The 21,486-nt window shown below is 54.1% G+C and carries 18 protein-coding genes and 2 tRNA genes; 16 read left to right on the top strand and 4 right to left on the bottom strand.

Annotated elements, in window-relative coordinates; translation table 11 throughout:
* The first annotated feature begins 41 nt into the window (after nt 1-41).
* From folP to WFN75_RS17520, 4 genes are all read left to right on the top strand, one after another.
* Entirely contained in the window at nt 42-890 is an 849-nt protein-coding gene (gene folP, locus WFN75_RS17535) for a dihydropteroate synthase (RefSeq protein ID WP_046885786.1), read from the top strand.
* Complete coding sequence (glmM, locus tag WFN75_RS17530; RefSeq protein WP_046885787.1) at nt 883-2,220, top strand: phosphoglucosamine mutase; 1,338 nt, start codon at nt 883-885, stop codon at nt 2,218-2,220. The genes folP and glmM overlap by 8 nt, the downstream gene beginning before the upstream one ends.
* A 224-nt stretch (nt 2,221-2,444) precedes the next feature.
* The gene (secG, locus tag WFN75_RS17525; protein WP_032614427.1) at nt 2,445-2,777 is read left to right on the top strand and encodes a preprotein translocase subunit SecG; all 333 of its coding nucleotides are present in this window, start codon (nt 2,445-2,447) and stop codon (nt 2,775-2,777) included.
* 13 nt (nt 2,778-2,790) lie between these two features.
* Nucleotides 2,791-2,877 (top strand) — tRNA-Leu (locus WFN75_RS17520).
* Nucleotides 2,878-3,030: 153 nt separating this feature from the next.
* Here the strand turns inward: WFN75_RS17520 and argG are convergent.
* Nucleotides 3,031-4,377, bottom strand: a complete 1,347-nt coding sequence (argG, locus tag WFN75_RS17515) for an argininosuccinate synthase (protein ID WP_212476761.1) — start codon at nt 4,375-4,377, stop codon at nt 3,031-3,033.
* 286 nt (nt 4,378-4,663) lie between these two features.
* On the opposite strand from argG, the gene WFN75_RS17510 reads away from it, so the two are divergent.
* The 12 genes from WFN75_RS17510 to mtr all read left to right on the top strand — a co-directional run bounded on the left by WFN75_RS17510 (nt 4,664) and on the right by mtr (nt 18,429).
* Nucleotides 4,664-4,740 (top strand) — tRNA-Met (locus WFN75_RS17510).
* A 207-nt stretch (nt 4,741-4,947) separates the two neighbouring features.
* On the top strand, nt 4,948-5,400 hold the full coding sequence (rimP, locus tag WFN75_RS17505) for a ribosome maturation factor RimP (RefSeq protein ID WP_040078388.1): 453 nt from the start codon (nt 4,948-4,950) through the stop codon (nt 5,398-5,400).
* Between the two features lie 28 nt (nt 5,401-5,428).
* A complete protein-coding gene (gene nusA / locus WFN75_RS17500; RefSeq protein ID WP_040073894.1) occupies nt 5,429-6,931 on the top strand; it encodes a transcription termination factor NusA in 1,503 nt (500 codons plus the stop codon).
* A gap of 24 nt (nt 6,932-6,955) precedes the next feature.
* Nucleotides 6,956-9,646, top strand: coding sequence for a translation initiation factor IF-2 (gene infB, locus WFN75_RS17495; protein WP_040073895.1), 2,691 nt, complete (start codon nt 6,956-6,958; stop codon nt 9,644-9,646).
* A gap of 146 nt (nt 9,647-9,792) precedes the next feature.
* Nucleotides 9,793-10,194, top strand: coding sequence for a 30S ribosome-binding factor RbfA (gene rbfA / locus WFN75_RS17490; RefSeq protein WP_040073896.1), 402 nt, complete (start codon nt 9,793-9,795; stop codon nt 10,192-10,194).
* Nucleotides 10,194-11,138, top strand: a complete 945-nt coding sequence (gene truB, locus WFN75_RS17485; protein WP_286932042.1) for a tRNA pseudouridine(55) synthase TruB — start codon at nt 10,194-10,196, stop codon at nt 11,136-11,138. Before rbfA ends, truB begins: the two co-directional genes overlap by 1 nt.
* Nucleotides 11,139-11,290: 152 nt before the next feature.
* Complete coding sequence (rpsO, locus tag WFN75_RS17480) at nt 11,291-11,560, top strand: 30S ribosomal protein S15 (RefSeq protein WP_032614416.1); 270 nt, start codon at nt 11,291-11,293, stop codon at nt 11,558-11,560.
* Nucleotides 11,561-11,801: 241 nt separating this feature from the next.
* Nucleotides 11,802-13,937, top strand: a complete 2,136-nt coding sequence (gene pnp, locus WFN75_RS17475) for a polyribonucleotide nucleotidyltransferase (RefSeq protein WP_336996596.1) — start codon at nt 11,802-11,804, stop codon at nt 13,935-13,937.
* A 110-nt stretch (nt 13,938-14,047) separates the two neighbouring features.
* Nucleotides 14,048-14,932 (top strand): lipoprotein NlpI, encoded by an 885-nt coding sequence (gene nlpI / locus WFN75_RS17470; RefSeq protein ID WP_336996595.1) that lies wholly within the window; start codon nt 14,048-14,050, stop codon nt 14,930-14,932.
* Nucleotides 14,933-15,039: 107 nt separating this feature from the next.
* Complete coding sequence (yrbN, locus tag WFN75_RS17465; protein WP_097397692.1) at nt 15,040-15,120, top strand: protein YrbN; 81 nt, start codon at nt 15,040-15,042, stop codon at nt 15,118-15,120.
* Entirely contained in the window at nt 15,113-17,041 is a 1,929-nt protein-coding gene (locus tag WFN75_RS17460; RefSeq protein ID WP_040073900.1) for a DEAD/DEAH family ATP-dependent RNA helicase, read from the top strand. The genes yrbN and WFN75_RS17460 overlap by 8 nt, the downstream gene beginning before the upstream one ends.
* A 143-nt stretch (nt 17,042-17,184) precedes the next feature.
* Complete coding sequence (mtr, locus tag WFN75_RS17455; RefSeq protein ID WP_207292464.1) at nt 17,185-18,429, top strand: tryptophan permease; 1,245 nt, start codon at nt 17,185-17,187, stop codon at nt 18,427-18,429.
* 46 nt (nt 18,430-18,475) lie between these two features.
* Here the strand turns inward: mtr and WFN75_RS17450 are convergent, their stop codons facing one another.
* The 3 genes from WFN75_RS17450 to ubiU form a co-directional block, all read right to left on the bottom strand.
* Nucleotides 18,476-19,483, bottom strand: a complete 1,008-nt coding sequence (locus tag WFN75_RS17450) for a luciferase-like monooxygenase (RefSeq protein WP_336996594.1) — start codon at nt 19,481-19,483, stop codon at nt 18,476-18,478.
* A gap of 80 nt (nt 19,484-19,563) precedes the next feature.
* Nucleotides 19,564-20,442 (bottom strand): U32 family peptidase, encoded by an 879-nt coding sequence (locus tag WFN75_RS17445; protein ID WP_336996593.1) that lies wholly within the window; start codon nt 20,440-20,442, stop codon nt 19,564-19,566.
* A 7-nt stretch (nt 20,443-20,449) separates the two neighbouring features.
* Complete coding sequence (gene ubiU, locus WFN75_RS17440; RefSeq protein WP_336996592.1) at nt 20,450-21,445, bottom strand: ubiquinone anaerobic biosynthesis protein UbiU; 996 nt, start codon at nt 21,443-21,445, stop codon at nt 20,450-20,452.
* Nucleotides 21,446-21,486 lie beyond the last annotated feature (41 nt).

Here is a 21,486-nt window from a genome sequence, read left to right as displayed (position 1 = left end):
TTCTTTTTCGCTAAACCATATAGTTACCAGGGATATTTGCCATGAAACTTTTCGCCCAGGATTCGCATCTTGAACTCTCACATCCTCATGTGATGGGTATCCTGAACGTTACCCCTGACTCCTTCTCCGACGGCGGGACGCACAACACGCTTATCGAGGCGGTGAGACACGCGAATTTGATGATCAACGCGGGTGCCACCATTATTGATGTCGGCGGGGAGTCCACGCGCCCGGGGGCGGCGGATGTTTCGGTAGACGAAGAGTTAGCGCGCGTCGTTCCGGTGGTAGAGGCGATTGCTCAACGTTTTGAAGTGTGGATTTCCGTCGACACCTCTAAGCCTGAAGTGATTCGCGAAGTGGCGAGAGTAGGTGCTCACATTATCAATGACATTCGCTCGCTGACCGAGCCGGGCGCGCTTGAGGCGGCGGCAGAAACCGGGCTACCGGTGTGCCTGATGCACATGCAGGGGCAGCCGAAAACGATGCAGGAAGCGCCTAAGTATGCAGATGTCTTTGCCGATGTTAATCGCTTCTTTATTGAGCATATCGCACGCTGTGAGCGTGCAGGCATCCCAAAAGAGAAATTGCTACTCGACCCGGGATTCGGTTTCGGTAAGAATCTCTCCCATAACTACGAACTTCTTGCGCGCTTATCTGAGTTTCACCATTTTGGCCTGCCGCTGCTGGTTGGGATGTCGAGAAAATCAATGATAGGACAGTTGCTGAACGTGGGCCCTTCCGAGCGCCTGAGCGGCAGCCTGGCTTGCGCCGTTATTGCAGCGATGCAGGGAGCTCATATTATTCGCGTCCATGACGTAAAAGAGACTGTTGAAGCCATGCGTGTAGTGGAAGCTACATTGGCAGCGAAGGAAAACAAACGCTATGAGTGAACGTAAATATTTTGGTACCGATGGCATCCGTGGGCGCGTAGGCGATGCACCAATCACCCCTGATTTTGTCCTGAAGCTGGGTTGGGCAGCTGGTAAAGTGCTGGCGCGTCACGGCTCACGCAAAATCATCATTGGCAAAGATACGCGTATCTCCGGTTATATGCTGGAATCGGCATTAGAGGCTGGGCTGGCCGCTGCGGGGCTTTCTGCCTCCTTTACAGGACCGATGCCGACCCCTGCAGTGGCTTATCTCACCCGCACCTTCCGCGCGGAAGCGGGTATTGTTATCTCTGCTTCCCATAACCCGTTTTATGACAACGGCATCAAATTCTTCTCCATCGACGGTACCAAACTGCCAGATGAAGTAGAGGAAGCCATTGAAGCGGAGATGGAAAAAGAGATTACCTGCGTAGATTCTGCTGAGCTGGGTAAAGCGAGCCGCATTGTGGATGCTGCGGGCCGCTACATTGAATTCTGCAAAGGTACCTTCCCTAACGAGCTGAGCCTTAGCCATCTCAAAATTGTTGTCGACTGTGCGAACGGCGCGACCTACCACATTGCACCGAATGTGTTCCGCGAACTGGGCGCGAAAGTGATTACTATCGGCTGTGAACCGGATGGCGTGAACATCAACGAAGGCGTCGGGGCAACCGACGTCCGGGCACTGCAGGCTCGTGTGCTGGCTGAAAAAGCCGATCTGGGGATTGCGCTGGACGGCGACGGCGACCGCGTCATCATGGTCGACCATGAGGGTCACAAGGTCGATGGCGACCAGATCTTGTATATCATTGCGCGTGAAGGGCTGCGCCAGGGACAACTGCGCGGCGGTGCTGTTGGTACGCTGATGAGTAACATGGGTCTGGAACTGGCGCTGAAACAGCTCGGTATTCCGTTTGTCCGCGCAAAAGTGGGCGACCGCTATGTACTGGAAAAACTGCAGGAGAAAGGGTGGCGCATTGGGGCTGAAAACTCCGGTCACGTTATTCTGCTGGATAAAACCACCACGGGCGATGGCATCGTGGCGGGCCTGCAGGTTGTGGCGGCGATGGTACGTAATCATATGTCCCTGCACGACCTCTGCAGCGGCATGAAAATGTTCCCGCAGATTTTGGTCAACGTACGTTTCTCTGCAGGTAGCGGCGATCCGCTGGAAAATGAGAACGTGAAAGCCGTCATGGCTGAGGTTGAAGCCGCGCTGGGCTCACGTGGCCGTGTATTGCTGCGTAAATCTGGTACTGAACCGCTGATCCGCGTGATGGTAGAGGGTGAAGACGAAGCTCAGGTGACTGAATTTGCTCACCGTATCGCCGATGCGGTAAAAGCGGCATAATCATTCAGGTTAAGTGTTTAAAAAGGCGGCGATTGCCGCCTTTAAATTGCGCAGATGTGCGGCTTTTGCTGTTTTTTTCCGCACTTGATACAATGCGCTGAAATTGCCCTTGCGAAGGTCATTCGCTTTGGTTAGTATTCACACCCGCTTCAGTGGGAAAGAGAAATTCCTGCTTATTGGTCGAAGCATTGGTATGCGGCAAATCCGCAAGGAACAGGTTGATTATGTACGAAGCTCTTTTGGTTGTTTTCCTTATTGTGGCCATCGCACTCGTTGCGCTGATTATGCTGCAGCAAGGTAAAGGCGCTGACATGGGAGCCTCCTTCGGAGCAGGCGCTTCCGGTACGCTGTTCGGTTCAAGTGGTTCTGGTAACTTCATGACCCGCGCAACGGCGATTCTGGCGACACTGTTTTTCATCATCAGCCTGGCGCTTGGCAATATCAACAGCAACAAGACCAGTAAGGGAAGTGAGTGGGAAAACCTGAGCGCGCCGGCGAAATCCGAGCAGACTCAGCCAGCTGCACCGGCTAAGCCGACCAGCGATATCCCGCAGTAAGTAAGTATTCCGTACCGAGGTGGTGGAATTGGTAGACACGCTACCTTGAGGTGGTAGTGCCCTAACGGGCTTGTGGGTTCGAGTCCCATCCTCGGTACCAATATTCCGAAAGAAAGACGCTGAAAAGCGTCTTTTTTTTCGTCTGTCCTTTATCACCTGACAGTGACGATAATGGGTTAGATACTATCGACGCGCCCCGTTAAAGGGCAAAAAAAAGCGCCTGGCAGGCGCTTTTTGTCTTTCGGATTAACGATTACGGCTTATCGTTATGATCCTGATTCTCAACCTGCGGCAAACCATTTCCACCGGATACCGAGAGCAGACCGTTCTCAGTATAGGTGAACAGCTTGGCACGGGTATCGGTGATATCCAGATTACGCATAGTCAGCTGGCCGATACGATCGTCCGGAGAGAAGACTGAATCGCCTTTCTCCATGGTCAGACGTTCTGCCTGGTAGGTCAGGTTGTCAGAGACCGTGTTAAGGATGGAGTAGTCATTACCGCGACGCAGCTCCAGCGTCACTTCGCCCGTGATGGCGCTTGCCACCCAGCGCTGCAACGCATCACGCAGCATCAGTGCCTGCGGGTCGAACCAGCGGCCCTGATACAGAAGTTTCCCTAACTGACGACCATGAGAGTGATACTGCTCGATGGTATCTTCGTTGTGAATACCGGTCAGCAGACGCTCATAGGCGATATGCAGTAATGCCATCCCCGGCGCTTCATAGATGCCACGGCTTTTCGCTTCAATAATACGGTTCTCAATCTGGTCGCTCATGCCCAGACCGTGACGTCCACCGATGCGATTGGCTTCGAGCATCAGTTCAACGTCATCAGAGAAGGTTTTCCCGTTCAGGGCGACCGGATGGCCGCGTTCGAAACGCACCGTCACTTCTTCAGCCTGGATTTTGACGTTTTCGTCCCAGAACTTAACGCCCATGATCGGGTTAACGATCTTCACGCTGGAGTTCAGGTACTCCAGGTCTTTCGCTTCGTGCGTCGCACCCAGCATGTTGGAGTCTGTTGAGTAAGCTTTCTCGACGGACATCTTATAATCGAAGCCGCAGGCAATCATAAATTCAGACATTTCATGACGACCACCCAGCTCATCGATGAAATCGGTATCCAGCCAGGGTTTGTAGATCTGTAGTTCAGCGTTGGTCAGCAGGCCATAGCGATAGAAACGCTCAATGTCGTTGCCTTTATAGGTGCTGCCGTCACCCCAGATGTTCACACCATCTTCTTTCATCGCAGCAACCAGCATAGTACCGGTCACGGCGCGACCCAGAGGCGTGGTATTGAAATAAGTCAAACCGCCGGTGGTGTTATGAAACGCGCCACACTGAATGGCTGCGATACCTTCAGCAACCAGTTGCTTACGGCAGTCAATCAGACGGGCGTTCTCTGCACCATACTCCATGGCGCGACGCGGGATGGCTTCATAATCGTCCTCATCCGGCTGACCCAGGTTCGCAGTATATGCATAAGGAACCGCTCCCTTTTGGCGCATCCACAGCAGTGCAGCGCTGGTATCCAGGCCGCCCGAAAAAGCGATGCCAATACGTTGTCCTTGCGGAAGATGCTTGAGAATCGTCGTCATAAAATAAAACCCTGCTTGATTGACTGATGAGTTATCCTTTTCACCTGAATTGCATTTTTATGCAAAATAAGTGAGTTTTCATTTAATCATCTTTTGACGATGACCGGAAGACATTCGTGTACTTTTTGTAAAAATATCTTAGCCTTTCCACTGTCGGTTACAGGGTTGACAGCCAACCCCTACTATCAATATACTAAACGCCGATTTTACGTCCCGTCCTCGGTACCAAATCCCAGCATTATTTGCATTTTTTACCCAAAACGAGTAGAATTTGCCACGTTTCAGGCGCGGGGTGGAGCAGCCTGGTAGCTCGTCGGGCTCATAACCCGAAGGTCGTCGGTTCAAATCCGGCCCCCGCAACCACTTTCCCATTAAGTTCTTTTTCAAATATACTGTGAAGACTCAGAGCCTTCGTAGCTGGATTTGAAAGAATTCTTTCGGAGAGTGCTCCAGGCCGCAGTTGCGGCTATAGGGTTCAGTTATCTAAAGCCCCGATTTATCGGGGTTTTTTGTTATCTGACTACAGAATAACTGGGCTTTATGCCCTTTTTTTATGTCTTGGGGGTGGGCTTGTCCACATTAGAGCAAAAATTAACAGAGATGATTACAGCACCGGTCGAAGCACTGGGCTACGAACTGGTCGGCATCGAATTCGTTCGCGGCCGTACATCGACGCTGCGCATCTATATTGATAGTGAAGATGGCATCAATGTTGACGATTGTGCTGATGTCAGCCACCAGGTGAGTGCGGTTCTTGACGTTGAAGACCCGATTACTGTTGCATACAACCTGGAAGTTTCCTCACCTGGCCTCGATCGTCCAATGTTCACGGCCGAGCACTATGTGCGTTTTACCGGTGAAGAAGTGGCTCTCGTTCTGCGTATGGCTGTACAGAACCGCCGTAAATGGCAGGGCGTTATCAAAGCCGTTGATGGTGAAATGATCACGGTGACAGTCGAAGGCAAAGATGAAGTGTTCGCGCTGAGTAATATCCAGAAGGCGAACCTGGTTCCCCACTTTTAACAGTCTGGATTGAGGTGAAAAGCCCGCGATGAACAAAGAAATTTTGGCTGTTGTTGAAGCCGTTTCCAATGAGAAAGCGCTGCCGCGTGAGAAGATTTTCGAAGCGCTGGAAAGTGCACTGGCTACAGCAACCAAGAAAAAATACGAGCAAGAGATCGATGTTCGCGTTGAAATCGATCGCAGAAGCGGTGACTTCGACACGTTCCGCCGTTGGGTGATCGTGGAAGAAGTGACTCAGCCGACTAAAGAGATCACGCTGGAAGCAGCACGTTTCGAAGATGAAAGCCTGAATGTTGGCGAGTATGTTGAAGATCAGATTGAATCTGTGACCTTCGACCGTATCACTACCCAGACGGCGAAGCAGGTTATCGTGCAGAAAGTACGTGAAGCCGAGCGCGCTATGGTGGTTGATCAGTTCCGCGATCAGGAAGGTGAAATCGTTACTGGCGTGGTGAAGAAAGTTAACCGCGACAACATTTCCCTGGAAATCAAATCTGAAGGCATGGCGGGTAACGCTGAAGCCGTCATCCTGCGTGAAGACATGCTCCCGCGTGAAAACTTCCGTCCGGGTGACCGTATCCGTGGCGTACTTTACGCTGTGCGTCCAGAAGCACGCGGTGCCCAGCTGTTCGTGACGCGTTCTAAACCAGAAATGCTGGTTGAACTGTTCCGCATTGAAGTGCCGGAAATCGGCGAAGAAGTTATCGAAATCAAAGCGGCCGCTCGCGATCCTGGTTCCCGTGCGAAAATCGCGGTAAAAACCAACGACAAGCGTATCGATCCGGTTGGCGCATGCGTAGGTATGCGTGGTGCTCGCGTGCAGGCGGTCTCGACCGAACTGGGCGGCGAACGTATCGATATCGTTCTGTGGGACGACAACCCGGCGCAATTCGTGATCAACGCGATGGCGCCGGCTGACGTAGCTTCCATTGTTGTGGACGAAGATAAGCACACCATGGATATCGCTGTTGAAGCGGGTAACCTGGCGCAGGCGATTGGCCGTAACGGTCAAAACGTGCGTCTGGCGTCTCAGCTGAGCGGCTGGGAACTCAACGTAATGACCGTTGATGACCTGCAGGCTAAGCATCAGGCTGAAGCCCACGCGGCGATCGATACCTTCACTAAGTACCTGGACATTGACGAAGATTTCGCCACTGTACTGGTTGAAGAAGGCTTCTCTACGCTGGAAGAACTGGCCTATGTGCCAATGAAAGAGCTGCTGGAAATTGACGGTCTGGATGAGCCAACCGTTGAAGCCCTGCGTGAACGCGCTAAAAACGCACTGACCACCCTGGCACTGGCTCAGGAAGAAAGCCTTGGTGATAAGAAGCCGGCTGATGACCTGCTGAATCTGGAAGGTCTTGATCGTGCGATTGCGTTCAAGCTGGCTGCCCGTGGTGTTTGTACGCTGGAAGATCTCGCTGAACAAGGCGTTGATGACCTGGCCGATATCGAAGGTTTAACCGACGAGAAAGCCGGCGAACTCATCATGGCCGCACGTAATATTTGCTGGTTTGGCGACGAAGCGTAATAAACTGTAGCAGGAAGGAACAGCATGACTGATGTAACTGTAAAAACGCTGGCTGCCGAGATTCAGACCTCCGTGGATCGCCTGGTACAGCAATTTGCTGATGCAGGGATCCCGAAGTCCGCTGATGATTCGGTAACCGCGCAAGAGAAACAAACCTTGTTAGCGCACCTGAACCGTGAACATGGTTCTACGCCTGACAAGTTAACGCTGCAGCGCAAAACGCGCAGTACGTTGAATATCCCTGGTACCGGTGGTAAAAGCAAATCGGTACAAATCGAAGTCCGCAAGACGCGCACCTTTGTAAAACGTGATCCGCAAGAGGCTGAACGCCTTGCTGCGGAAGAGCAGGCACAGCGTGAAGCGGAAGAACAAGCTCAGCGTGAGGCAGAAGCAACTGCCAAACGTGAAGCAGAATTAAAAGCTGAACGTGAGGCCGCAGAAAAAGCGAAACGCGACGCCAGTGATAAAGCGAAGCGTGAAGCTGCGGAAAAAGACAAAGTGAGCAATCAACAGACTGACGAAATGACCAAAACAGCCCAGACGGAAAAAGCCCGTCGTGAAAATGAAGCAGCTGAACTGAAGCGTAAAGCGGAAGAAGAAGCTCGCCGTAAGCTGGAAGAAGACGCACGTCGTGTTGCTGAAGAAGCGCGCCGTATGGCAGAAGAAAACGAGAAAAACGGCGTGAATACCGCTGAACAGACTGAAGACACCAGCGATTATCACGTAACCACTTCCCAGCATGCACGCCAGGCAGAAGACGAAAACGATCGTGAAGTTGAAGGTGGTCGTGGCCGTACCCGCACCGCGTCGAAGACTGCCCGTCCTCAGAAGAAAGGCAACAAGCACGCTGAATCCAAAGCCGATCGCGAAGAAGCGCGTGCAGCGGGTCGCGGTGGGAAAGGCGGTAAGCGTAAAGGTTCCGCTCTGCAGCAGGGCTTCCAGAAGCCAGCGCAGGCTGTTAACCGTGACGTTATCATTGGCGAAACCATCACCGTTGGCGATCTGGCGAACAAGATGGCCGTGAAAGGCTCTCAGGTCATCAAAGCGATGATGAAGCTGGGCGCGATGGCGACCATCAACCAGGTTATCGATCAGGAAACCGCACAGCTGGTTGCCGAAGAGATGGGCCACAAAGTTATCCTGCGTCGTGAAAACGAGCTGGAAGAAGCAGTAATGAGCGACCGTGACACTGGCGCTGCGGCTGAACCGCGTGCACCGGTTGTGACCATCATGGGTCACGTTGACCACGGTAAAACCTCTCTGCTCGACTACATTCGTTCTACTAAGGTTGCCTCCGGCGAAGCGGGTGGTATTACCCAGCACATCGGTGCTTACCACGTAGAAACCGATAACGGCATGATCACCTTCCTGGATACCCCGGGCCACGCCGCCTTTACCTCAATGCGTGCTCGTGGTGCGCAGGCAACGGATATCGTGGTACTGGTTGTTGCAGCCGACGACGGCGTGATGCCACAGACCATCGAAGCTATCCAGCACGCGAAAGCGGCGCAGGTGCCACTGGTTGTTGCAGTCAACAAAATCGACAAACCAGAAGCTGACATGGACCGCGTTAAAAACGAACTCTCTCAGTACGGCGTTATGCCGGAAGAGTGGGGCGGTGAAGCACAGTTCATCCCTGTATCTGCAAAAGCGGGTACCGGTATCGACGACCTGCTGAACGCTATCCTGCTGCAGGCTGAAGTTCTGGAGCTGAAAGCGGTTCGTAAAGGTATGGCGAGCGGCGCGGTTATCGAGTCCTTCCTGGATAAAGGTCGTGGCCCGGTTGCAACCGTACTGGTACGCGAAGGTACCCTGAATAAGGGTGACATCGTACTGTGTGGCTTCGAGTATGGCCGTGTTCGTGCAATGCGTGACGAACTGGGCCAGGAAGTGATGGAAGCAGGTCCGTCCATTCCGGTGGAAATCCTGGGTCTGTCCGGCGTGCCGGCTGCGGGTGACGAAGTGACCGTAGTTCGTGACGAGAAGAAAGCACGTGAAGTTGCGCTGTATCGTCAGGGCAAATTCCGTGAAGTTAAACTGGCTCGTCAGCAGAAATCTAAACTCGAGAACATGTTTGCCAACATGACCGAAGGCGAAGTTCACGAAGTGAACGTGGTTCTGAAAGCCGACGTTCAGGGTTCTGTGGAAGCGATCTCCGACTCCTTGCTGAAACTGTCTACCGACGAAGTGAAAGTGAAGATCATCGGTTCAGGCGTAGGTGGTATCACCGAAACCGACGCGACCCTGGCTGCTGCTTCCAACGCTATCCTGGTTGGCTTCAACGTTCGTGCTGATGCGTCCGCGCGTAAAGTTATTGATGCTGAAAGCCTGGATCTGCGTTACTACTCCGTCATCTATCATCTGATCGACGAAGTGAAAGCAGCGATGAGCGGTATGCTCTCTCCTGAGCTGAAACAGCAGATCATCGGTCTGGCTGAAGTCCGTGACGTGTTCAAATCACCGAAGTTTGGTGCTATCGCGGGCTGTATGGTTACTGAAGGTACCATCAAACGTCACAACCCAATCCGCGTACTGCGTGACAACGTGGTTATCTACGAAGGCGAGCTGGAATCTCTGCGCCGCTTCAAAGATGACGTTAACGAAGTCCGTAACGGTATGGAATGTGGTATCGGCGTGAAGAACTACAACGATGTTCGCGTTGGCGACATGATCGAAGTGTTCGAGATCATCGAAATTCAGCGTACCATCGCGTAATCGTCGTCGGCTTTTGGGCCGCCACTGTGTTGGCGGCAAACCAAAATCCTTAGATGGTTAATTCGCGTAGGCCGGGTAAGCGAAGCGCCACCCGGCAATAATTTCAAAAGGGGCTTTTAGCCCCTTTTTTGTCTGGAGAATTTATTATGGCGAAAGAATTTGGTCGCCCTCAGCGTGTAGCGCAGGAAATGCAGAAAGAGATCGCGCTCATTCTGCAACGCGAAATTAAAGACCCACGCGTGGGCATGATGACCACAGTGTCCGGCGTTGAAATGTCCCGTGACCTGGCCTATGCCAAAGTGTTCGTGACCTTCCTGAACGATCAGGACGAAGCGGCAGTAAAAAACGGCATTAAAGCGCTGCAGGAAGCTTCGGGTTTCATCCGTTCCCTGCTTGGCAAAGCAATGCGCCTGCGTATCGTGCCTGAGCTGACCTTCTTCTATGACAACTCGCTGGTAGAAGGTATGCGCATGTCCAACCTGGTGACCAGCGTGGTTAAACACGACGACGAACGTCGTGTAAACCCGGACGACAATAAGGAGGACTGATGAGTCGTCCTCGTCGTCGCGGTCGCGACGTGCATGGCGTGCTGTTGCTGGATAAACCGCAAGGGGCATCCAGCAACGACGTTCTGCAAAAGGTAAAGCGTCTATATAACGCCAACCGAGCCGGCCATACCGGTGCGCTGGACCCCCTGGCGACCGGCATGCTGCCAGTCTGTCTTGGCGAAGCGACAAAGTTTTCTCAGTATCTGCTGGATTCTGATAAGCGCTATCGCGTCATCGCAAAGCTGGGTCAGCGTACCGATACCTCTGATGCTGATGGTCAGGTCGTGGAAGAACGTCCTGTCACTTTTAGCGCAGAACAGCTTGCTGATGCGCTGGAAAGCTTCCGTGGCGAGACTCAGCAGGTGCCCTCTATGTATTCGGCGCTGAAATACCAGGGCAAGAAGCTCTACGAGTATGCGCGTCAGGGTATCGAGGTGCCGCGTGAGGCTCGCCCGATCACCGTTTACGAGCTGCTGTTTATCCGCCACGAAGGCGACGAGCTGGAGCTGGAAGTGCACTGTTCAAAGGGCACTTACATCCGCACCATTATCGACGACCTGGGCGAAAAACTGGGTTGCGGCGCGCACGTCATCTACCTGCGTCGCCTTGCCGTCAGCAACTATCCCGCTGAGCGGATGGTAACGCTTGAGCAGCTTGGTGCGCTGGTGGAGCAGGCGGAACAGCAGGGTCTCTCTGCCGCCGAGCTGCTGGACCCGCTTTTGATGCCTATGGACAGTCCGGCCGCGGACTATCCGGTCGTGAATTTGCCGTTAACATCGTCCGTTTACTTTAAAAACGGCAACCCTGTTCGCACCTCAGGCGCACCGGCCGGTGGCCTGGTTCGCGTCACGGAAGGTGATGAAGGTAAGTTCATCGGTATGGGTGAAATGGATGACGAAGGGCGTGTCGCACCCCGTCGTCTGGTGGTCGAATATCCCGCATAACCTCACGCCTCAACTTGCGATAAGCAGGGGAGGCGGGTAGAATATTGCGGCTTAACGTCTCGCAAATTGTTTAACAATAGGCTGGCGTTATACTCGGGATAGCTGAATTAGAGATCGGCATCCTTTCATTCTTTATACTTTGGAGTTGTAAAATGTCTCTAAGCGTTGAAGCTAAAGCTAAAATCGTTTCTGAGTTTGGTCGTGATGCTAACGACAGCGGTTCTACCGAAGTTCAGGTTGCACTGCTGACTGCACAGATTAACCACCTGCAGGGTCACTTTGCAGAGCACAAAAAAGATCACCACAGCCGTCGTGGTCTGCTGCGTATGGTTTCTCAGCGTCGTAAACTGCTCGACTACCTGAAACGTAAAGATGTTGCACGCTACACCGCGCTGATCGAGCGTCTGGGTCTGCGTCGCTAAGTCTTGCGAGTTTCAGAAAAGGGGGCCTTATGGCCCCTTTTTTCAATCAGACGCAGCAATTCACTGGAAACTAATGTATTGTTGCTTTAAATGATCTGCATTGCAGAGGTTCGCGCGGCTAATGAGAGGCTTCACCCATAAGGGTGTCGGTTGTCATTAGTCGCGAGGATGCAGAGTAGATCCGGTTAAATCGTCAGCACGCCAGGGGTGTGCGGACACTTATTTAAGAAAGGACAGAATCTTGCTGAATCCGATCGTTCGTAAATTCCAGTACGGTCAACACACCGTTACGCTGGAAACCGGCATGATGGCGCGTCAGGCGACTGCTGCCGTAATGGTAAGCATGGATGACACCGCGGTATTCGTGACCGTTGTCGGCCAGAAAAAAGCTAAACCAGGTCAGGACTTTTTCCCGCTGACCGTTAACTACCAGGAGCGTACCTACGCTGCCGGTAAAATCCCGGGTGGTTTCTTCCGTCGTGAAGGCCGTCCAAGCGAAGGCGAAACCCTGATCGCGCGTCTGATTGACCGCCCGGTTCGCCCGCTGTTCCCGGAAGGCTTCGTTAACGAAGTACAGGTTATCGCCACCGTTGTTTCTGTTAACCCACAGGTTAACCCGGACATCGTTGCGATGATCGGCGCATCTGCTGCGCTCTCCCTGTCTGGTATTCCATTCAACGGTCCAATCGGTGCTGCACGTGTTGGTTATATCAATGACCAGTATGTACTGAACCCAACTCAGGAAGAGCTGAAAGAGAGTAAGCTGGACCTGGTAGTTGCGGGTACTGAAGCGGCAGTGCTGATGGTTGAATCCGAAGCTGAGCTGCTGAGCGAAGACCAGATGCTGGGTGCTGTGGTATATGGCCACGACCAGCAGCAGATCGTTATCCAGAACATCAACGACCTGGTGAAAGAAGCCGGTAAACCACGTTGGGACTGGCAGCCAGAAGTGGTAAACGACGCGCTGAACGCACGCGTAGCGGCTCTGGCAGAATCTCGCCTGAGCGATGCTTACCGTATCACTGACAAACAAGAGCGTTATGCTCAGGTTGACGTGATCAAGTCTGAAACCGTTGCGACGCTGGTGGCTGAAGACGAAACGCTGGATGCTAACGAGCTGAGCGAAATCCTGCACGCTATTGAGAAAAACGTTGTTCGTAGCCGTGTACTGGCAGGCGAGCCGCGCATCGATGGCCGTGAGAAAGACATGATCCGTGGTCTGGATGTACGTACTGGCGTTCTGCCACGTACTCACGGTTCAGCACTGTTCACCCGTGGCGAAACTCAGGCGCTGGTTACCGCGACCCTGGGTACTGCACGTGACGCGCAGAACATCGACGAACTGATGGGTGAGCGTACTGACAGCTTCCTGTTCCACTACAACTTCCCTCCGTACTCCGTTGGTGAGACCGGTATGGTAGGTTCGCCGAAGCGTCGTGAAATTGGTCACGGTCGCCTGGCGAAACGTGGCGTGCTGGCGGTTATGCCAGAAGCTGATAAATTCCCGTACACCGTGCGTGTGGTTTCTGAAATCACCGAATCCAACGGTTCTTCCTCCATGGCTTCCGTATGTGGCGCATCCCTGGCGCTGATGGACGCAGGTGTGCCAATCAAAGCCGCCGTTGCGGGTATTGCGATGGGTCTGGTGAAAGAAGGCGACAACTTCGTTGTTCTGTCTGACATCCTGGGCGACGAAGACCACCTGGGTGATATGGACTTCAAAGTGGCGGGTTCCCGCGACGGTATCTCTGCACTGCAGATGGATATCAAAATTGAAGGTATCACCAAAGAGATCATGCAGGTTGCGCTGAACCAGGCTAAAGGTGCGCGTCTGCACATCCTGGGCGTGATGGAACAGGCGATCAACGCGCCGCGCGGCGACATCTCTCAGTTCGCTCCGCGTATCCACACGATTAAGATCAGCCCGGACAAGATCAAAGACGTTATCGGTAAAGGCGGTTCTGTTATCCGTGCTCTGACCGAAGAGACTGGCACCACTATCGAAATCGAAGATGACGGTACTGTGAAGATCGCAGCAACCGACGGCGAGAAAGCAAAATACGCAATCCGTCGCATCGAAGAAATTACTGCGGAAATCGAAGTGGGCCGCATCTACAATGGTAAAGTGACCCGTATCGTTGACTTTGGCGCATTTGTTGCCATCGGTGGCGGTAAAGAAGGTCTGGTTCACATCTCTCAGATCGCCGACAAGCGCGTTGAGAAAGTGACCGATTACCTGCAGATGGGTCAGGAAGTACCGGTTAAGGTTCTGGAAGTTGACCGTCAGGGCCGTATCCGTCTGAGCATTAAAGAAGCGACCGAGCAGTCACAGCCTGCCGCCGCGCCGGAAGCTCCGGCAGCGGAACAAGGCGAGTAAAGTTGCCATTTGCCCTCCGCTCAGGCGGAGGGCTTATTATCAGGCAGGACGCCTTGTTGAGCCGCCGGGGGACAGGACGTTCATCCAATTGTTGTCTTCGGGAGTGGGAAATGAAGCCTTTTCTGCGCTGGTGTTTCGTTGCGACAGCTTTAACGCTGGCAGGATGCAGCAACTCTGCCTGGCGTAAAAGTGAAGTCCTCGCGGTACCATTGCAACCGACTTTGCAGCAAGAAGTGATTCTGGCTCGCATGGAACAAATTCTTGCCAGTCGGGCTTTAACCGATGACGAACGCGCACAGCTTTTATATGAGCGCGGAGTGTTGTATGATAGTCTCGGTCTGAGGGCACTGGCGCGAAATGATTTTTCACAAGCGTTAGCCATCCGACCCGATATGCCTGAAGTATTCAATTACTTAGGCATTTATTTAACGCAGGCAGGCAATTTTGATGCTGCCTATGAAGCGTTTGATTCTGTACTTGAGCTTGATCCAACTTACAACTACGCGCACTTGAATCGCGGTATCGCCCTGTATTACGGCGGTCGTGACAAGTTAGCGCAAGATGATCTGCTGGCGTTTTATCAAGACGATCCGAACGATCCTTTCCGTAGCCTGTGGCTTTACATCGTTGAGCAGAAGCTTGATGCGAAGCAGGCCAAAGAAGCACTGAAACAGCGCTTCGACAAATCGGACAAGGAACAATGGGGATGGAATATTGTCGAGTTCTACCTGGGCAACATTAGCGAAGCAACGCTAATGGAACGGCTCAAGGCGGACGCAACGGATAACACCTCGCTCGCTGAACATCTCAGTGAAACCAACTTCTATTTAGGTAAGTACTACCTAAGTCTGGGGGATATGGACAGCGCTACGGCACTGTTCAAATTAGCGGTTGCTAACAACGTACACAACTTTGTTGAGCACCGTTATGCATTGTTGGAATTATCGCTCTTGGGCCAGGAGCATGACGACCTGGCAGAATCGGACCAGCAATAGCTGACGACATAAACATCAGCCCGTAATCTTTTGATTGCCATCACCTTCACTGGTGAGGGCGTTGTTGTTCGTCAATACACCTACTTTGAGCCGGTTCACACTTTTCAATGAAAATTGCTAATCATTTTCACGATGAGCTAAGTAGACTGGCCGCCATTAATATCGAGGCACTTGTACTACATGGCTGAATTCGAAACCACTTTTGCAGATCTGGGCCTGAAGGCTCCTATCCTTGAAGCCCTTAACGATCTGGGTTACGAAAAACCATCTCCGATCCAGGCAGAGTGTATCCCACATCTGCTCTCTGGTCGTGACGTGCTGGGCATGGCCCAGACGGGTAGCGGTAAAACTGCGGCGTTCTCGCTGCCGCTGCTGAACAACATTGATCCGGACCTGCGTGCACCGCAGATCCTCGTTCTTGCTCCAACCCGTGAACTGGCTGTTCAGGTTGCAGAAGCAATGACTGAATTCTCTAAACATATGCGCGGCGTAAACGTGGTAGCCCTGTACGGCGGCCAGCGTTATGACGTGCAGTTACGCGCCCTGCGCCAGGGCCCACAGATTGTCGTCGGTACGCCGGGCCGTCTGCTGGATCACCTGAAGCGCGGTACCCTTGATCTCTCTAAACTGAGCGGTCTGGTACTGGATGAAGCAGATGAAATGCTGCGTATGGGCTTCATCGAAGACGTAGAAACCATTATGGCGCAGATCCCGGAAGGTCATCAGACCGCTCTGTTCTCTGCAACCATGCCAGAAGCTATCCGTCGTATTACCCGCCGCTTCATGAAAGAGCCGCAGGAAGTACGTATTCAGTCCAGCGTGACCACGCGTCCAGACATCAGCCAGAGCTACTGGTCTGTGTACGGCATGCGTAAAAATGAAGCGCTGGTACGCTTCCTGGAAGCGGAAGATTTTGATGCGGCGATTATCTTCGTGCGTACCAAAAACGCGACCCTGGAAGTGGCTGAAGCCCTGGAGCGTAACGGCTATAACAGCGCAGCGCTGAATGGTGATATGAACCAGGCTCTGCGTGAGCAGACGCTGGAACGTCTGAAAGACGGTCGTCTGGATATCCTGATTGCAACCGACGTGGCAGCACGTGGTCTGGACGTTGAGCGTATCAGCCTGGTTGTGAACTACGACATTCCAATGGACTCCGAGTCTTACGTTCACCGTATCGGTCGTACCGGTCGTGCGGGTCGTGCTGGCCGTGCGCTGCTGTTCGTTGAGAACCGCGAGCGTCGTCTGCTGCGCAACATCGAACGCACCATGAAACTGACCATTCCAGAAGCAGACCTGCCAAACGCAGAGCTGCTGGGCAAACGCCGTCTGGAAAAATTCGCCGCCAAAGTTCAGCAGCAGCTGGAAAGCAGCGATCTGGATCAGTACCGTGGTCTGCTGGCGAAGATTCAGCCGGTGGAAGAAGGCGAAGAGCTGGATATGGAAGCTCTGGCTGCGGCACTGCTGAAAATGGCTCAGGGCGAACGTACCCTGATCGTTCCGCCAGATGCGCCAATGCGTCCTAAGCGTGAGTTCCGTGACCGTGACGACCGTTTCGAGCGTCGTGGTGATCGTAACGACCGTGGCCCACGTGGCGATCGTCCAGAGCGTGGTGGTGAAGACCGTCCACGTCGTGAGCGTCGTGACGCTGGCGATATGGAACTGTACCGTATTGAAGTTGGCCGTGATGATGGTGTTGAAGTTCGTCATATCGTTGGCGCTATCGCTAACGAAGGCGACATCAGCAGCCGTTACATCGGTAACATCAAGCTGTTCGGTACCCACTCGACTATCGAACTGCCGAAAGGTATGCCGGGCGAAGTTCTGCAGCACTTTACTCGCACCCGCATTCTGAACAAACCGATGAACATGCAGTTGCTGGGCGATGCTCAGCCGCGTCCTGACCGTGGCGGCGAACGTCGTGGCGGTGGTGAGCGTCGTGAAGGTGGTCGTAGCTTCGGCGGCGGTGAGCGTCGTGAAGGCGGTCGTGGTCCTCGTCGTGAAGGCGCTGCGCCAGGCGCGGGTCGCTTCAGCGGTGAACGTCGCGAAAACCGTGGTCCACGTCGTGACGAAGGCACCAGCCGTCGCCGCTTCGGTGGCGATGCGTAACCCCTGCGTTAACTAGCGTAAAGTAATCTATACAGCCCCGGTAATCATTATCGGGGCTTTTTTTATTCCTTTTGTACTCTTGTACTGGTACAGTGCAGCGCATTGATATGCTGTACCAAATTTATGACTGGAGATCTGGCTGTATGGCGACACTAACCACCACCCAAACGTCACCTTCGCTGCTCGGCGGCGTGGTGATCATCGGCGGCACCATTATCGGCGCGGGGATGTTCTCCTTGCCTGTGGTCATGTCCGGGGCGTGGTTCTTCTGGTCACTGGCAGCGCTGGTCTTCACCTGGTTTTGTATGTTGCACTCCGGGCTGATGATTCTGGAAGCCAACCTGAACTACCGCATAGGTTCCAGCTTCGACACCATTACGAAAGACTTGCTGGGCAAAGGCTGGAACCTGGTAAACGGTCTCTCCATCGCATTCGTGCTTTATATCCTGACGTACGCCTACATTTCTGCGAGCGGTTCGATTCTGCATCACACCTTTTCAGAACTGTCATTAGACGTGCCGGCGCGTCTGGCGGGGTTGTGCTTTGCGCTGGCGGTGGCCTTTATCGTCTGGCTGAGCACAAAGGCCGTCAGCCGCATGACGGCCATTGTACTGGGCGCCAAAGTCATCACTTTCTTCCTCACCTTTGGCAGCCTGCTGGGGCATGTGACGCCAGCAACGCTGTTTAACGTGGCGGAAAGTCATGCCAGCTACACGCCGTACCTGCTGATGACCTTACCGTTCTGTCTGGCGTCGTTCGGTTATCACGGCAACGTGCCGAGCCTGATGAAGTATTACGGCAAAGATCCGCGTACCATCGTGAAGTGCCTGGTGTACGGCACGCTGCTGGCGCTGGGGCTGTATGTCATCTGGCTGCTGGGGACGATGGGTAACATCCCGCGTCCGGAATTTATCGGCATTGCGCAGAAGGGCGGAAACATCGATGTGTTGGTGCAGGCGTTAAGCGGTGTACTGAACAGCCGCAGTCTGGATCTGCTGCTGGTTATCTTCTCGAACTTCGCGGTAGCAAGTTCCTTCCTCGGCGTGACGCTGGGCCTGTTTGATTACCTGGCGGATCTGTTTGGCTTTGATGATTCCGCGCCGGGGCGCTTCAAAACCGCGCTGCTGACCTTCCTGCCCCCGATTGTGGGTGGTCTGATGTGGCCGAATGGTTTCCTGTATGCTATCGGCTATGCGGGGCTGGCGGCCACCATCTGGGCGGCAATTGTTCCTGCGCTGCTCGCGCGTAAATCGCGTCAACGCTTCGGCAGTCCAACATTCCGAGTCTGGGGTGGCAAGCCGATGATTGCCCTGATTTTGGTCTTCGGGGTGGGCAACGCCCTGGTGCACATCCTGTCGAGCTTTAATCTGTTGCCGGTATATCCGTAAATTGGGTTCTCTTGCCCTCTCCCCACGGGAGAGGGCAAAATCACAACTAACCCACCAATTCCTCTTTCACCTGCATCGCCAGATCAAACGAGTGTAAACGAGCCTGATGATCGAAAATCTGGCCGTTGACCATAATCTCGTCGGCCTGGGTTTCACGCAGAACCGCTTCCAGCCCGTGGCGTACTTTCGCTTTATCGCCCACCAGCGACATACTCAGCGCCTGCTGAACCCCGTACTGCTCGGAGGCCGACCACAGCTGATGGATATTATCGACGGGCGGCGGTAACTGCCCGCTTTCGCCGCGACGCAACTTCATAAACGCCTGCTGCATAGAGGTAAAGAGGAACTCTGCATCGCGGTTGCTATCGGCAGCAACGATGTTAATGCAGACCATCGCATACGGCTTCTCAAGGCGCGCAGACGGCTTGAACTGGGTACGATAGAGATGCAGCGCCTGGTGCAGCATATCTGGCGCGAAGTGCGACGCGAAGGCAAAAGGCAGGCCAAGCTGGGCTGCGAGCTGGGCGCTATAAAGGCTAGAGCCCAGCAGCCAGACGGGGATCTTCTCGCCATAGCCCGGCACCGGGCGGACATGAGGATTCGGGTCGCGAGCGTCGAACCACTCGACGAGCTCAAGCACATCGCGGGGGAAATTGTCCACATCGCCGCTCATATGGCGGCGCAGCGCGCGCATCGTGGGCTGATCGCTACCAGGCGCACGGCCCAGACCTAAGTCGATGCGCCCCGGGTAGAGGGTATTTAAGGTCCCGAACTGCTCGGCGATGACCAGCGGAGAGTGGTTCGGCAGCATGACGCCACCTGAGCCCAGGTGCAGCGTGTTGGTATTCGCGGCCAGATAGCCCAGCAGCACAGAGGTTGCCGCACTGGCAATGCCCACCATATTGTGATGTTCCGCCAGCCAGTAGCGATGATAGCCACGCTGTTCAGCCTGACGCGCGAGATCCAGGGAGTGTGAAAAAGCCTCTCGGGCAGAGGAGCCTTCAGGGATCGGTGCCAGATCCAGCACCGAAAACGGAATGGTTTTATCAGTCATAAGAGCTCACTTTGTTCCGGTTAATCTTTCCATACTGCATTAAAGATTAGCTAAAGTTGTTAACAAAGTGAGCTATTACGTCAGCCCTGCAGCTCCAGCCCGGCAAGGCGTTTCCAGTAGCCGTTGCAGTCACTGTTGGCAGTCAGCGGCAGGGGAGCTTCGCCGTGTTGATTGGCGCGAAACGCATCGAGCATGGCGAACACGTTAGTATCCAGTGGGGACAAGCGCACCATATCCACCAGCCCGTCCATCGACGTCAGCTCGTTACCGAGATTGTAGACATAGCCGCTCATGGTCTGAATACCGTTGAGGACGAACACCTGCTGATTTTCCTGCGACAGCATGCTGCGCCCGTTCGGGTACTTGATGCAGCAGGTTTCGCATTCGTCCTTCGGACGGTCTTCCGAGCGGGCGGTAAAGCAGCGGGCAGAGTAAGCCAGCGGCAGATGACCATAGCTCAGCACCTCCACTTCAAACTGATTGCGGATCCCCAGCGTTTCGCACTGGTCTAGCAAATTGACCAGCCAGTCACGCGACAGCTCAACCGGCATACACCAGCGGGTCATCCCCTGTTTAAGCAGCAGACGCAAGGTTACGGCGTTATAGCAGTTCAGCGCATGGCCTGCGACAAACGGCAGCTTGCGCTCGGCGCACAGGTTCACCACCCCCAGGTCGCTGGCCTCGAGTAAAAACTCACCGTTATCAACGTATCGTTTTATTTCGCCCAGCTCAGAGGAGGCTTGCACCAGCGCAAGCGTTGAAAGCACGACCTGTTTGCCGCTGCCCGCCAGATTTTTCGCCATCTCCAGCCAGTCACCCACTTTTGTGGTGCGGCGTTTACTGCACACCGCTTCGCCAAGATAGATCACATCGGCGCTGCTGGCGGCCGCCTGCTGATAGAACGCTTCCAGCGTCTCTTTCGGCCAGTAGTAAAGTACCGGCCCTAAGGAATATTTCATGGTTATCTCACTGCCATTTACGGTGATACGCGCCAAGCGTAGTTTGGGTGCCTTCGGACATGGCGCCGAGCGTCTCCATCCAGGCGGGCTGTGGCGCATAGTTTTGTGGATCGGCCATACAGCGATCTATCGCCTGACGCCACACTTTTGCCACCTGGCTAACGTAGGCCGGGCTACGCTGGCGGCCTTCAATTTTCACCGAGGCGATATTCGCAGCCAGCAGCTCTGGTAATAGCGACAGCGTGTTAAGGCTGGTGGGCTCTTCAAGAGCGTGATAGCGCTCGCCGTCCACCAGGTAGCGCCCTTTACACAGCGTTGGGTAGCCTGCGTTTTCCCCCTCCTGGTAGCGGTCGATCAACACATCGTTCAGGCGAGACTCCAGCCCTTGCGGTGTCTGCTGCCAGCGCACAAAGCGGGCAGGGGAACATGCGCCAACGGTATTGGGCGATTCCCCGGTTAAATAAGAGGAGAGGTAGCAGCGCCCTTCGGCCATAATGCACAGGCTGCCGAACGCAAAAACTTCCAGCGGAACTGGCGTGACGCGCGCCAGTTGCTTAACCTGATGAATAGAGAGCACCCGCGGCAATACGACGCGGGCAACATCGAAGTGGCGATGATAAAAACGGATCGCTTGTTCGTTGGTCGCCGAGGCCTGTACCGAGACATGGCGCTCAATATGAGGATAGCGTTCTGCGGCATACTCCAGCATAGCGAGATCGGCCAGGATCAGCGCATCGGCACCTGACTGAGCTGCCATATCTACCGCGCGCTCCCAGCGGGAATAGCCATCCGGGTGGGCGAAGGTGTTAATCGCAATATGCAGTTTACGGCGATGCTGGTGCACAAAACGGGCGGCTTCCTGCAGCTTTTTCTCGGTAAAATTGAGGCCTGCGAAGTGGCGGGCGTTAGTGTCATCTTTCAGACCGATGTAAACCGCATCGGCGCCATTTTCGATAGCCGCCTTAAGCGCCGGAAGATTTCCGGCAGGACAGAGCAGTTCCATAATGTATCCTGACGTTCGCAGCCCAGGGGATGCAAAAATGT

The organism is Leclercia sp. UBA7405 (assembly GCF_037152215.1).
In the GTDB taxonomy this organism is placed as follows: Bacteria; Pseudomonadota; Gammaproteobacteria; order Enterobacterales; family Enterobacteriaceae; genus Enterobacter; species Enterobacter pneumoniae.
Note: the sequence above shows the minus strand (reverse complement) of the source record. Positions and strands in the feature narration are given on the sequence as shown.